The organism is Saccharothrix deserti, from assembly GCF_009769385.1.
Taxonomy (GTDB): Bacteria; Actinomycetota; Actinomycetes; order Mycobacteriales; family Pseudonocardiaceae; genus Actinosynnema; species Actinosynnema deserti.
The window spans coordinates 33238-46780 of the sequence record NZ_ML775965.1; the positions used below are offsets into that span (position 1 = coordinate 33238).

Consider the following 13543-nt stretch of genomic DNA (forward strand, 5'->3'; position numbering starts at 1 on the left):
GCTGGTACTGCAAGCGCTCGGTGCCGGCACCGAGTACACCACCGTGCTGCCGAGCTTCAATTCACTCTTACCACTCCTCAAACGGGTGGGGCCCAGCGCACCGTTCTTCTCAGAGCCTGCGAAATCCGGAGTGCGGGCGCGAGGCGAGTGTTCGCCCAGCCGTAGAAAACGGGTTGACGGGCGCGAAAGTACAGGTCTACCCTCCAAACAGGTGAAGCGCTTCGACTCAACACGGCTGGTGGAGCACATCTGATTTCTGGGGACGAGAAGACAGTGCCGGTGTCCACGACGTTGCGACATTTTGCCATCAGCTCACTCTTGACGAAGTCGTATGCACAGCGGATTCGAATCAAACGCGACGATGGTGTCGCCTTGTCATTTCCGGAAACTGCGACGGCGATACCGCGCACCTGCATGACAGTAGTCGATGTCAATCGAATCAACAGGTGAGGGTTGAGATGTACAACGCGCTCCGAGAGCGTGCCCTGTTGCTGCGCGTCATGGCCGGGGCGGGGCCCGGTCTGCTTCTGGTGATCGTCGTGGTGACCGTCGCCGCGAGCCTTATTCCCGCTGTCTCCGCTGTCGCGATGGCGATGTTGGTGGGGCGGGTCGCGGACGGGCCCAACGCGGACTTCCTGGCCAGCGCGGCGGTTCCGCTGGTCGTGTTCGGCGCCGCGCTGCTGCTCGGGCACGCGTTGGAGGTGGTGCAGGAGCCGTTGTTCTTCCTCGCCACCGCGCGGATCGACGGCGCACACCGGGCGGAGGTCGCCCGGCTCGCGGTGACGAGCCCCGCGTTCGCGACGCTGGAACGCGAGGACGTGCGGAACCTGGTGTGGAAGGCCAGAGCCGATCCTGGCAACTGGACGGAGAAAACACCGGCGGACGGCGCGTTGACCCAGCTCAAGTTGCTGGCCCACGGTGTCAGCCTGGTGAGCCTGAGCGTGGTGCTGGTCGCGTTCTCGTGGTGGGTGTTGCCGTTGCTGCTCGTGGCCGTCGTGGCGCACACGATGATCGGTCGGCGCAACGCGATGCGGTGGTACGACAAGTGGCTGGGCGGCACCGACCAGGGCCGGCGCGCGGAGGTGTGGGCGGACGCGATCTTCGCCCCCGCGGAGGGCAAGGAACTGCGGGTCTTCGGCTTCGGCGGCTGGGCGGTCGAGCGGGTCACCGCCCACGTGCGGTCGATGTTCGAACCGGTGTGGGCTGTCGGTGTGGAGAACATGCGCGGGCAGTGGCGGAGGTTCCTCCTGGTGCTCCTGCCGCTGACGAATCGTCTACGTGATGGTCGCCCTGGCCGGCGCCGGAGGTGCCGTGTCGGCGGCCGTCGCGACCGCGGTCTTCGCCGCGGGCTCGGCGATGTTCGGGTACGCGGGTGCCGACAGCCGCGAGGTGAGGGGTGCTCTCGTCGTCCTGAAGGCACTGGAGCGGTTGCGCGAGGAGCTGCCGGGCACCCCGGCGCCCGCCGCGGCCCTCACGTCCCCGGCGAAGATCAGCGCGCTTCCGCTCGTGCGGTTCGAGGACGTCGGCTTCAGCTATCCCGGCAGCGAGCGGAAGGTGCTGGACGGGCTGGACCTGGAGATCCGGCCCGGTGAGCTGCTCGCCGTGGTGGGGCTCAACGGGGCGGGCAAGTCGACGTTGATCAAGCTGCTGGCCGGGCTCTACCCGCCGTCCTCCGGCCGGGTCACCGCAGACGGGACCGACCTCGCCGATCTCGATCCCGCCGTGTGGCGCGAGCGCGTTTCGGTGGTGTTCCAGGACTTCGTGCGCTACCACCTGTCCGCCGCCGACAACGTGGCGCTGGGCAACGCCGCGGCACCACGTGATCAGGCCACCATCGAAGCGGCGGCCCGCGATTCGGGATTCACCGAGGTCCTCGACCGGCTGCCGGAGGGCTGGGCGACGCCGCTGAGCCGGGAACGCGCCGGCGGGGCGGACCTGTCCGGAGGCCAGTGGCAGCAGCTCGTCCTCACCAGGGCCCTGTACGCGCTGCGGACCGGGGCGAAGGTACTGGTGCTCGACGAGCCCACCGCACATCTGGACGTCGGCACGGAGTTCGACGTCTTCCACCGGCTCGCCGCGCGTCACGGGGACGCGACGGTGGTGCTGATCTCGCACCGGCTTTCCACGGTGCGCCAGGCCGATCGCATCGTGCTGCTGCGCGACGGCCGCATCAGCGAGTCGGGCACCCACGACGAGCTGGTGGAGCTCGGCGGTGACTACGCCGAGCTCTTCGAGATCCAGGCCGACCGCTTCAAGCGCGGTTTCGACGACCGCGTCGAGGAGGGCGAACTGCTGTGAGCACGGAGAAGCCGGTTGCGGTGAAGCGGTACGTCCGGCTGTGGGCGGAGCTGCTCGCGCTCTCCTGGCGGCTGTACCCCGCGATGACCTCCGGCCTGCTGGCGGTCTACGCCGGACAGGCCGTCGTGGTCGCGGCGAGCGCACTGGCCCTGCGGATGGCGGTGAACGGTGTGATCGCGGCCGACACCACAGCCGCGGTCATCGGCGCCGTGACCGCCGCGGCCGTGTTCGCGGCAGGCACCTACCTGAGCGATCTCAACGGAGGACTGTGGATCGTGCTCATCGAACGGGTCGGTCTCGTGCACGTGCAGCACCGGCTGCACGCGGACCTGGTCGGCCTGCCGGGCATGGACCACCTGGACCGGCCCGACGTCCTGGACCGGATCACCACGCTGCGCGGTGCCTCGTGGGAGCTGATGTTCGGCATGTGGGGCGCGGTGGCGGCGTGCTTCAACGTGATCAGGCTGGCGGTGCTGGTCACGCTGCTCGCCACGACGAACCCGTGGCTGATCGCCTTGCTGCCGTGCGCCGCCGCGCCGTTGTGGTGCGACCGCCGCGGGCAGCGCGCGGTCAACACCGCCGAGACCGAGACCGCGGAGAACTTCCGGTTGCAGCGCCACCTGTTCCGTCTCGCGACCAAACCCGCCACGAGCAAGGAACTCCGCATCGCGGGCGCGGGCGACGAGGTCGTGGACCGCCAGGTGGCGGCGTGGAACGAGGTCTTCCGGGTGCGGCTGCGGGCCAGGGTGCGGGCGGCCGGCTGGAAGCTGGCCGGCTGGACGCTGTTCACGGCGGGCTTCGTGGCGGGCCTCGCCCTGGTGATCCGGCAGGCCACCACGGGCACGGGCACCGTCGGAGACATCGTCCTGGCCGTCACGGTCGCGCTCACCCTGCGGCAGTCCGTGCAGGACACCCTGCGCGACGTGAACAACTCGACGGCGAGCGGCCGCGTGATCGAGCCCTACCTGTGGCTGCGGGACCACGTGGCCGCCACGCGGGCGCAGCGCGGCACCCGGCCCGTTCCGGCGGCACTGCGGCGCGGGATCACTTTCGACCGGGTCGGCTTCACCTACCCCGGTGCCGATCGCCCGACCCTCACCGACGTGAGCTGCCACCTGACGGCGGGCTCGGTGGTGGCGATCGTGGGGGAGTACGGCTCGGGCAAGACGACCCTGGTCAAGCTGCTGTGCAAGTTCTACTCGCCCGGCTCGGGCACGATCAGGGTCGACGACACGAACCTCGACGACCTGCCCGCCGACGAGTGGCGGAAGCGCACCAGCGCGGCCTTCCAGGACTTCGGGCGTTTCCAGACGACGTTCGCCACCACCGTCGGACTGGGCGACCTGCCGCACATCGACGACCGCGCACGCATCGGCGAGGCGGTGCGCGCCGCCGACGCGGACGTCCTCCTCGGCCGCCTGCCGCACGGCCTCGACACCCAGCTGGGCCAGGACTTCGGCGGCGTCGAGCTGTCCGAAGGCCAGTGGCAGAAGACGGCCCTCGCCCGTTCCTCGATGCGCCCCGCGCCGCTGCTGTTCGTCCTCGACGAACCGACCGCGTCCCTGGACGCCCCCAGCGAGCACGCCATCTTCACCCGTTACATGGCCCGCGCCCGCGAACTGGCGGCCAGAACCGGTGCGGTGACCGTCGTGGTGTCGCACCGGTTCTCCACCGTGGCCGACGCGGACCAGATCCTCGTGCTGGACCACGGCGAGCTCGTCCAGGCCGGTCGCCACGACGAACTGCTGGCCCGCGGCGGACGTTACGCCGACCTGTACCGCACGCAGGCCGAGGCCTACACGAGCAGCGAACAGAAGTGACACTACGCCGGGAAGGACGCCACCCGCCTCATCCAGTCCGGCTCGAAGACCGCAACCCAGAACCGTTCCATGTAGTGGCCCTCTTCCGGGTTGCGGTGGGCGAGCCTCTCGAAGTGCTCGAGCAGCCGCCGGTAGAACGATCTCGGCCGGGCCGGCACGGCGTGCCGGTGCACCCCGAGGATCGCGCCAGGGCAGAACGGGATGAAGGGTGGCGGTTCCTCGCCGAACATCCACCGATAAAACTCCCTGGCGTGAGCTCGGCGCGAAGCATGGTCCCGGACTCGAGTTCCCGCGCCCATTTGTCGCGGTGTGGCAGGCCCTCCCAGTCCCGAAACGGGATTTCCACACCGAAACCCGTCATGCCGCGCGACCGGGACGGGAAGTTCCCAGCGCTGTTCGATGCCGTCCTCGCCGACGCGGGCGTCCAGGTCGTCCTCACCGGTGTCCGGATACCGCGGATGAACGCGATCATGGAGCGCTGGATCCGCAGTTGCCGCCGTGAACTCCTCGACCGAACGCTGATCTGGAACCAACGGCACCTGCTCCACGCCCTGCGCGAGTACGAGCACTTCTACAACACCCACCGCCCCCACCAAGGCATCGCCAACGCCCGACCACTACACCCACTGCCACAACCGACCACCGACCAAGCAGCCGTCACCCGACTCGACATCCGTCGACGGCAACGACTGGGCGGCATCCTCAACGAGTACCACCACGCCGCCCGACCTGCACGGACAGCATTTTCGGCAAGCACAGGGCCGTGCAGGAATCCGTCCGGGAATTGCCGGCAATGAGCCGTGCTCGTCGTTCCACCTCGCCTTTCCCTGCCGTGTCGTCAGCCGCTGTGCCACTCCTGTGCCGTCGACCGGGGAGGCGCCGGACAAGATCAGTGACGATCAAAGGTCGGGTCGGCTTGGCCGCAGTCCAGCGGTTCGCCACGTCGACGTGAGTACCGGCGGGCGTCTATGGCCGACTGCCGCGCTTGCCGGCGCTGCCGCGAGGAGAGCAGCCGACGTCATCACCGCAGCTGACAGAGGTTGCGGGTCTCATAGCCCGGTTCGTGTGGAGGCAGGCCGGGACCGGTCCCCCGCGCCGTGGCCATTGTTCCCGGTACCTCCGGATGAAGGGGACGAACATGGGGGCACTCTCCCGAGCAGGCCGCTTATCCGCGTTGTCCGTGCTCGTGGCGGCACTCGTCGCGCCGGTGCCACCGGCGTTCGCTCAGACGGCGCACACGCCCGCCCGCGTCGCCGCACCGCCGTCCGCGCGGTGCGCCACGCTCGGCGTGGTCGACGTGAAGAGACCGGTTCGCCACTCACCGCAACCCCGTGCCGTCGTGCGCGCGATGGCGGTGAACGCGGCGTACTCCGCGCCGGACACACCGCGCCGGATGATCCCCGGCGACGAGTACGCGGTGCGGGTCACGCTCACCAACACCACCACGACCCCGTTCAGCGCCGCGCAGCACGCGTTGTCCTACCACTGGACGCTGCCCGGCGGCACCGACGCTACGCCTGCCGATCGGCTGGAGACGAAACTCCCCGACCTCGCGCCCGGTGCGACGGTCACGGTGGACGCGAAGGTCAAGACACCGACGCTCGCCGACGTCGGCAACGAACGCGAGCAGTTCGTGCTGCGCTGGGATGTCCGGGACACCGCGACCAACCGGTGGCTCTCCGAGACGGCCGGTGTGCCGACGCTGGACCAGGACGTGCGGGTCGAGCGGCCCACGTCGGACCAGCTCGGGTTGGAGCAGTTCTACCAGTACGGCGGGGTCGGTACCGGCGCGGGTGGAAACCTGTCGGTGAACCAGTTCTCCGGCAACGCGGTGTGGGGTTACGACGCGCTGACCAACCCGAGCCGCGGTCTGGCGAGCTTCGTGCGGTTCACCTACAACAGCGCCGACACATCGGACTCCTACACCGGCACCGGCTGGTCGGTCACCGCGTCCACGCTGAACCGGCTGGGCACGCCGCTGGAGTTCAGCGGCACCGGCTGGGCCTCGACGGTGACGCTCGTCGACGGTGACGGCACGGGCCACTTCTTCGAGCTGAACAAGAACGGCAGCGACGACTCCGCGCACTGGACCTACGACAGCCCCGCGGGCGTCCACCTCTACCTGCGCCATCTGCCGAAGGAGGAGGACAGCCGCCGCTGGGTCTTCACGACGCCGGAGCGCACGCACTTCTACTTCGACCACCAGGGCTACCACACGTCCACGGTGGAGAAGAACGGCAACACCATGACGTTCTCCTACGAGCAGGCGCTCGTGGGCGGGCGGAACGCCAAGGTGCTCACGCACGTCACCGACGCCACCGGCAGGCGCACCCTCACGTTGGACTACTACCAGCGCGACGACCCGTTCACCATCTTCCGCGGTGACCGGAAGGTCAGTGGAGCCAAGCTGGCCGAAGCGGCGGTCATCGACCAGCTCAAGTCCGTCACCGACGTCTCGGGCCGGGTCATCCACCTGACCTACGGCGAGCACGGCGCGTTGCAGGAGGTCGTGGACGGCGTCGGGCGGCCCGAGGCCAAGACGTTCACGTTCTTCTACGACAGCACCACCGCGAACCTGATCCGGGTGGTCGACCCGCTGGGCCACTCGACCGGCGTCGAGTACTTCACCGACGACGCGGATCCCCTGCGCAAGGGCCACGTCCGCACCGTGAAGGACCGCCGGGGTGCCGCGATCGGGTTCGACTACGCCGATCCGGACGGCACGAAGGGCTCCGAGATCGACGCGAGCCTCACCGACGGCAACGGCCACACCTCCCGCGTGCTGATCGACGGGTTCGGGCGTCCAACTCGGCTCACGAACGCCAAGAAGCAGGCCACCACCCTGCACTGGGACGAGGACAACAACGTCATCCGCCTGGTGGAGAACAACGGCGCCACCACCAGTTGGGTGTATGACCAGAAGACCGGCTTCCCGCTGGAGATCCGCGATGCGGAGGCCAACAAGCAGAACTGGCCGCCGACCAGGCTCACCTACCGGACCGCGATGGACGGTCACGTCGCCGACCTCACCGAGAAGGTGACGCCGGAGGGTCGCAAGTGGCTCTTCGTCCACGACGACAACGGCAACCTGCTCTCGGTCACCGATCCCAAGGGCACTGCGACCGAGGACCCCAACGACTACACGTCGCGGTACTCGCACGACGAGTTCGGGCACCTGATCGACCAGACGAACGCCAACGGGCACACCACGGTGTTCGGCGACTACGACCCCAACGGGTTCCCGCAGATCATCACCGACGCGCTGAACTGTGCGTCCCGGTTCCGCTACGACGACATCGGCAACGTCGTCTCCACGGTGGACGCGCGGGGCAAGACGAGCACCTTCACGTACGACATCTTCAAGCGTCCGCTGGACTCCAGGGAGCCGAAGGACCAGGCGGCCGGCGTCTACATCGTCACCCCGGGCCCGCGCTACGACGCGAACGACAACGTCGTGACCAGCACCGCCGCGAACGGCGCGGTCACCCGCGTCATGTACGACGAGATGGACCAGCAGGTCGCGGTGTACGCGCCCAAGGACACGCCGGACGGCCCGGAGAAGCTCACGACGTCCGTCTACGACCCGGTCGGCAACCTCGTCAAGCAGACGCTGCCCAAGGGCATGCTGACGTCCGGGGACCCCAACGACTTCAGCTTCACCATGGCCTACGACGAACTCGGCCAGCTGATGCACGTCACCGACGTCAACGGCAACCGCACCAGCGCCGAGTACGACGACGTCGGCAACCTGGTGAAGGAGGTCGACGCCAGGAAGAACAAGACGCCGGACGTCAACGACTCCACCACCCGGTACGTCTTCGACGCCAACCACCAGGTCGTGGAGACCGTCGACGCCGACCAGAACTCGACGAAGACCCGGTACGACAAGGACGGCAACGTCGTCGCGAGCACCGACGAGGACGGCAACGAAACCCTCATCACGCTGGACGAACGGGGCAACCAGAAGGAAGTCCGATCACCGCACGACAACCCCGGCGGCACGATCCGCTACTTCACCACGCAGTACGAGTACGACCAGGTCGGCAACCTGACCCGGACGATCAACCCGCGTGGCGTCGACACCCCGGACCAGCGCGACGACTTCGTCGCCGAGACCGTCTACGACGAGCTGAACCGCGCGCGCGAGGAGATCCTGCCCTACGACCCGGGCGACTCGGAGCACAAGTCGCCGGTGAGCACGATCTACAGCTACGACGAGCTCGGCCGGGTCACCGAGGTCAGCGCACCGCCGTCGCGCGGGCAGTCCACCCGCAACGTCACCCGCCAGACCTACTTCGACAACGGCTGGGTGCGCACGTCCACCGACGCCTGGGACATCAAGACTTCCTACGACTACACGCCGACCGGACAGCAGTCGAACCGGACGGTGACGAGCGCGGGTGGGTCGTCGCACCGCGTGCAGACCTGGGAGTACTACCCGGACGGCAAGCTCAGGACACGGGCTGACGACGGTGTGCCGGTCGGTCAGGAAGTCGTGCTGGTGGACAACGCGAACACCGTCCGCACGCAGGCGACACCGGGTTGGCGCACGGCCGACTCCCCGCGTGGTTTCCAGGGCAGCCAGTACCGGACGACCGACAAGCGCAACGCGAACGAGAAGTTCGTGTGGAAGGCCGGAATCCCGACCGACGGCAACTACGAGGTCCTGGTCCGCTACCCCGAGGGCACCGCGACCGACGCGACCTACACCGTCGAGCACAACGGCGGCAGCAGCACGGTCAAGGTCGACCAGTCCAAGCGCGCGGGCGAGTGGGTCAGCCTCGGCAAGTTCGCGTTCGCCGCGGGGCAGACGCGCAACGTCACCTTGTCCGGTCAGGCCAACGGCACCGTGTCGGCCGACGCCGTGCAGCTGGTGCGGGACAACAGTGCCGACGTGGACGACGAGAGGAAGGTCTTCAGCCACTTCTACGACGCCAACGACAACCTGGTGTCGTTGACCGACTCCTCGCCGGGCACGCCGGTCGACGAGTTCAAGGTGACCTACGACGGATTGGACCTCGCGACCAAGGTCGAGGAGCTCGCCGACGGGTCGGTCGAGGCCACCACCGAGTACCGCTACAACGAGAACAACAACCTCACCTTCGCGAAGTTCGACGGCAAGTCCGCGTTCTACGAGTACAACGCGCGCGACCTCGTGTCCAAGGTGGTCAACAAGAAGAGCGACGGCGACTCGGGCCGCGAGACGACGTTCAGCTACACGAAGCGCGGGCACATCTCCCGCCAGGTGAAGGGCAACGGCAACACCGTCGACTTCACGTACTACCTCGACGGCCTGGTGAAGCGGCAGACCGAGAAGAACTCGGGCGAGATCGTGCTCGACCACCAGTTGGAGTACGACTCGAACTCCAACCGCAGCCGCGACAAGAGCAAGAAGCAGGACGCCGACGACCACGACAACTTCATCGACAACGACACCGAGTACACCTACGACCCGCGCGACCGCATCCGCAAGGTCGACAAGAACGGCGACGGCGACCGCACCGAGAACTACAAGCACGACGACAACGGCAACGTCTGGGACCAGGAGCTCGACGGCAAGGGGACGGAGTTCGAGTACGACCGCAACCGCCTGGTGTCGTCGGAGACCGATGACGAGGAGGAGGCGAACTACGACTACGACGCCTTCGGCAAGCTGAAGAAGGTCACCCAGTCCGGCGAGGAGTTGGAGCGCTACAAGTACGACGGCTTCGACCGCAAGATCGAGCACGCCAAGGACGACGGCGACAAGGTCACGACGTACACCTACGACCCGCTCGACCGCGAGCGCACCAAGGAGGAGGACGACGGCGAGACCACGGTCCTGCACTACCTCGGCCTGTCCGAGCAGGTGCTGACCGAGGAGGAGGACGGCGACCTCACCAAGAGCTACCAGTACTCGGCCGACGGCGAGATGCTGGGTCAGATCCACTACGACGACGGCGACGAGGACCAGGTCTACCTGAGCTTCAACGCCCACTCCGACGTGGAGATGGTCACCGACTCCGACGGCGATGCCCAGTCCACTTACGGCTACACCGCTTACGGCAAGGACGACGTCAAGGACTTCACCGGGGAGGACAAGCCGGCCCCGCTGGTCCCGGACAAGGACGAGAAGAACTCGTACCGGTTCAACACGGCCAGGCACGACAAGGACAGCGGTACCTATGACATGGGTTTCCGCGACTACGCGCCGGGTCTGAACCGCTTCCTGACGCTCGACCTGTACAACGGCGCGCTCAGCGACCTGGGCATGACCACGGACCCGTGGACGAACAACAGGTACACCTTCGGTGCGGGCAACCCGCTGTCCCAGGTGGAGATCGACGGCCACGGCTGGTTCGACGAGGCCGGCAAGTGGATGTCCGACAACGCCTCGGCCATCGGCCACGCGGCGCTGGACGTGGCCGGCTTGGTCCCGGGCGTGGGTGAAGTCGCCGACCTCGCCAACGCCGCCTGGTACGCCGCCGAGGGCGACTACGCCAACGCCGCCCTGTCCGCGGCCGCTGCCATCCCGTTCGCCGGCTGGGCCGCCACCGCCGTCAAGGCCGGCAAGTACGCCGTCAAGGGCGCCGACGCCGCACAGGGTGCGGGCAAGGCTGCGGAGGGCGCGGGCAAGGCTGCGGACACCACGGCCACCGCGAACACCGCCGCCAAGGCCGCCGACACCGGCGCCAACGGCGCCAAAACGGCACCCACTCCCAAACCATCGCCCAAGGTCGGCGGACCCTCCGCCGGTAAACCCGCCGGTGCCGGTGGAGGGAAGGCCGGCGGGACAGCCAGCACCGGGCAGAAGCCGTCCGGCGGCGGTTCCGGCGGCGGGCAGGCCGCGAACGGCGGCGGGTCCAGTGCCACCAAGGGCACCAACGGCAACTCGAATTCCGGCGTTGGGCAGGGCGGTAATGCCTCGAAGGGAGGATGCAACAGCTTCACACCTGAGACGCCGGTCTTGATGGCCGATGGTTCTCGCCAGGCGATCAAAGATATCGGGACGGGCGACCTCGTCGTGGCGACCGACCCGGACACCGGAACGACCAGTGCGCGCAGAGTCTCGGCCCTGATCGTCGGCGATGGCGACAAGGACCTCGTCGAACTCACGGTCGACACGGACGGAAACGCAGGGCACGAGACCGGTGTCGTGGTCACCACCGACAACCACCCGTTCTGGATCGACGACGAGGGCCGCTGGCTCGATGCCGACGAGGTGCGAGCAGGGCAACGGGTCCGCTCGGTGTCCGGCATGCAACTGGAAGTCCTCACTGCGAGGACGTTTCAGCGGCACGGCCAGCGCGTCCACAACCTCACCGTCGAGGGCGTCCACACCTATTACGTCGGGGCCGCTGCGCAAAGCGTGTTGGTGCACAACGATTCCTGTGATGTCGGTGGCGGGAGCGCGCCAGAGGCAAAAGGTGGCGTATACAAGATCACCACCGATGATGGAACGGTCGTGCGGACGGGCATGGCCAAGAATATCGCCAATCGCGAGGCGCAGCATCGGAAGCTGTACGGCGAGCTGAATTTCCAGGTCGTTCACCGGACGGATGACCGAGCGACTCGCCGCGGCCTGGAGCAAATGCTCAACGACAAGTACCGCCCGATCCTCAACAAGATCAACCCTATTGCGTGGGGTAACAAGAATCGTTCTACGTACATGAATGCGGCGCGGAAATTCCTTGAGGAGAACGGCTTATGACGCTGCTTGACTGGAGGATTGTTGTGAAACGTACGACGGCGGCTGGCGTGGGTGCCGCGATGGTTCTGGCGGCAACAACATTCACCGCGCCTGCGGCCTCCGCGGCGACCGCCCTGCCGCTGTCAGGCTTCGGCGACATAGCGGTGGACCAGACCCACCAGAGGGTCTTCATCAGCGGCGGCGCGACGTCCAACGGCATCGTGGTGACGGACTTCGCGGGCAACGTGGTCAAGTCGATCAACAACCAGTCCGGGGCGACGGGGCTGGAGCTCTCGGCGGACGGCACCCTCCTGTTCGCCGCCCTGGCGGCCGGTGACGCGATCTCGGTGATCAGCACGACGAGCCTCACCGAGACGCACCGCTACGCGACCGGTCCGTGCCCGACCCACCTGGCCAGGTCGAAGACCACGGTCTGGTTCGGTTACGGCTGCGAGGGCACCTTCGCCGGCAAGATCGGCAAGCTGGAGCACTTGGCGGCGAAGCCGGTCACCGGCGACCTGCAGGGCGCGACGCGATACCAGCGCGCTCCGCTGCTCACCGCGACCGACACGGACATGCTGATCGCCGGCCAGCTGGCGCTGAGCCTGTCCACGGTCCAGGTCTACTACATCGAAGCCGGCGCCCTCACCCCCGACTCGACGGGTGAGGTCGGCGCGAGCCTGGTCGACCTGGACCTGACCCCGGACGGCTTGACGCTGCACAGTGCGGCCGGGTCGCGGGACCGGGTGGAGGCGTGGTCGCCGACGAACCTCGCGCGCAGGGGTGCGTACGCGGCCAGGCCGCGGCCCAACGCGGTGGCCGTCACCGAGCGGTTCGTCGCGGTCGGTGCGCTCACCGGGGACGCGAACGACGTGCTGATCTACGAGCACGGCGGTTCCGTGCCGACATCCACGCGGGCATTGGCCACGGGCCACACGGTGGCTCCGCGAGGGCTCGCGTGGGGCGCGGACCGGCTTTTCGTGATCACCAGTCACGACAACCGGCCGCAGCCGAACATCGAGGTCTTCACCGTGTGACGAGACCTGCGCCGGCGTGGATGGATCAACGCCGGCGCAGGTCAGCGGTGTTCGACCACCCACATCGCCCTTTGGCTGTCCGAGGGGAACCGCGAGCTTCCCCGGGATCCGCTCCACGCGGCCCTCCGCCGTGCGACTGAAGATCACCAGCCGTTTCGCGATCTCCTGGTTGATGAGGCCTCGTCGAGCTGCGTTTGACGCCACGGCGCCGATCACGTCGCGGAACAGCTGCGTGACGCGTACCTACTCGCGTGCTGGGTCACCGCAGCCAGGTCGCCCTGGTGGAACGCCACCAGCACCAGCATGCTCAGCGCGCAGGACAGCACCCCAACGCTCGCCACGTCACCGTCCACCACCCTCTGCGGAGCCGGTGGGGCAGCCCTTCGAGGCCGTGGCGGGCGTGATGGGCGATCCACCGTCGCACCGCGACCGGCTTGTAGGGCAGAACCTCGGCCATCTCGGGGCGCACATCCCGAACGAGAACAGCAGCACTATCGCCACAGGGGTGGCCACACGCCACCGTCGGTGCAGGGCGGCGACCAGGGTGTCGTGCTGTGCGGGATCCGATCGGCGTGGACATGCGCAGGGCGCATACCTGGCGGGGCCTCGTCGTGGGCGGTTTTGGGTGTGGTGACCAAATCCAACCGCGACGAGGCCCCGTGTCGTCATGGGACTCCTCGACTCCGACAAGTCATAGGCGAAGCCTCTGTCGACCTGCT

Annotated in this window: 9 protein-coding genes; 7 read left to right on the forward strand and 2 right to left on the reverse strand. The window is 67.9% G+C overall.

All coding sequences use genetic code 11. The annotated features are described in order from the left end of the window. The 4 genes from FM051_RS51655 to FM051_RS10865 form a co-directional block, all read left to right on the forward strand. Positions 1–253, forward strand: a 253-nt coding sequence (locus tag FM051_RS51655; protein ID WP_238412292.1) for a hypothetical protein, incomplete at its 5' end; no start/stop codon positions are given. A 193-nt stretch (positions 254–446) separates the two neighbouring features. Next, positions 447–1592 (forward strand): hypothetical protein, encoded by a 1146-nt coding sequence (locus tag FM051_RS50445; RefSeq protein ID WP_202918783.1) that lies wholly within the window; start codon positions 447–449, stop codon positions 1590–1592. Further along, the gene (locus FM051_RS50450) at positions 1507–2298 is read left to right on the forward strand and encodes an ABC transporter ATP-binding protein (RefSeq protein ID WP_202918784.1); all 792 of its coding nucleotides are present in this window, start codon (positions 1507–1509) and stop codon (positions 2296–2298) included. Before FM051_RS50445 ends, FM051_RS50450 begins: the two co-directional genes overlap by 86 nt. Continuing rightward, positions 2295–4118 (forward strand): ABC transporter ATP-binding protein, encoded by a 1824-nt coding sequence (locus FM051_RS10865; protein WP_202918785.1) that lies wholly within the window; start codon positions 2295–2297, stop codon positions 4116–4118. The genes FM051_RS50450 and FM051_RS10865 overlap by 4 nt, the downstream gene beginning before the upstream one ends. Positions 4119–4120: 2 nt before the next feature. Here FM051_RS10865 and FM051_RS10870 read toward each other — a convergent pair whose 3' ends face one another. Next, a complete protein-coding gene (locus FM051_RS10870) occupies positions 4121–4348 on the reverse strand; it encodes a hypothetical protein (RefSeq protein ID WP_158842815.1) in 228 nt (75 codons plus the stop codon). A 129-nt stretch (positions 4349–4477) separates the two neighbouring features. On the opposite strand from FM051_RS10870, the gene FM051_RS51660 reads away from it, so the two are divergent. The 3 genes from FM051_RS51660 (at position 4478) to FM051_RS10885 (ending at position 12824) form a co-directional block, all read left to right on the forward strand. After that, positions 4478–4915, forward strand: coding sequence for an integrase core domain-containing protein (locus FM051_RS51660; RefSeq protein ID WP_238412293.1), 438 nt, complete (start codon positions 4478–4480; stop codon positions 4913–4915). A gap of 341 nt (positions 4916–5256) precedes the next feature. After that, complete coding sequence (locus FM051_RS10880; protein ID WP_158842816.1) at positions 5257–11808, forward strand: golvesin C-terminal-like domain-containing protein; 6552 nt, start codon at positions 5257–5259, stop codon at positions 11806–11808. Positions 11809–11867: 59 nt separating this feature from the next. Beyond that, positions 11868–12824 (forward strand): YncE family protein, encoded by a 957-nt coding sequence (locus FM051_RS10885; protein WP_158842817.1) that lies wholly within the window; start codon positions 11868–11870, stop codon positions 12822–12824. Between the two features lie 212 nt (positions 12825–13036). Here FM051_RS10885 and FM051_RS53105 read toward each other — a convergent pair whose 3' ends face one another. Continuing rightward, the gene (locus FM051_RS53105; protein WP_274383544.1) at positions 13037–13165 is read right to left on the reverse strand and encodes a hypothetical protein; all 129 of its coding nucleotides are present in this window, start codon (positions 13163–13165) and stop codon (positions 13037–13039) included. Positions 13166–13543 lie beyond the last annotated feature (378 nt).

Excerpts from the sequence above, each read along its gene's own strand:
- FM051_RS10870 (WP_158842815.1), bottom strand. The coding sequence starts at position 4,348 with ATGTTCGGCGAGGAACCGCCACCCTTCATCCCGTTCTGCCCTGGCGCG.
- FM051_RS51660 (WP_238412293.1), top strand. The coding sequence starts at position 4,478 with ATGCCGCGCGACCGGGACGGGAAGTTCCCAGCGCTGTTCGATGCCGTC.
- FM051_RS10880 (WP_158842816.1), top strand. The coding sequence starts at position 5,257 with ATGGGGGCACTCTCCCGAGCAGGCCGCTTATCCGCGTTGTCCGTGCTC.
- FM051_RS10885 (WP_158842817.1), top strand. The coding sequence starts at position 11,868 with ATGGTTCTGGCGGCAACAACATTCACCGCGCCTGCGGCCTCCGCGGCG.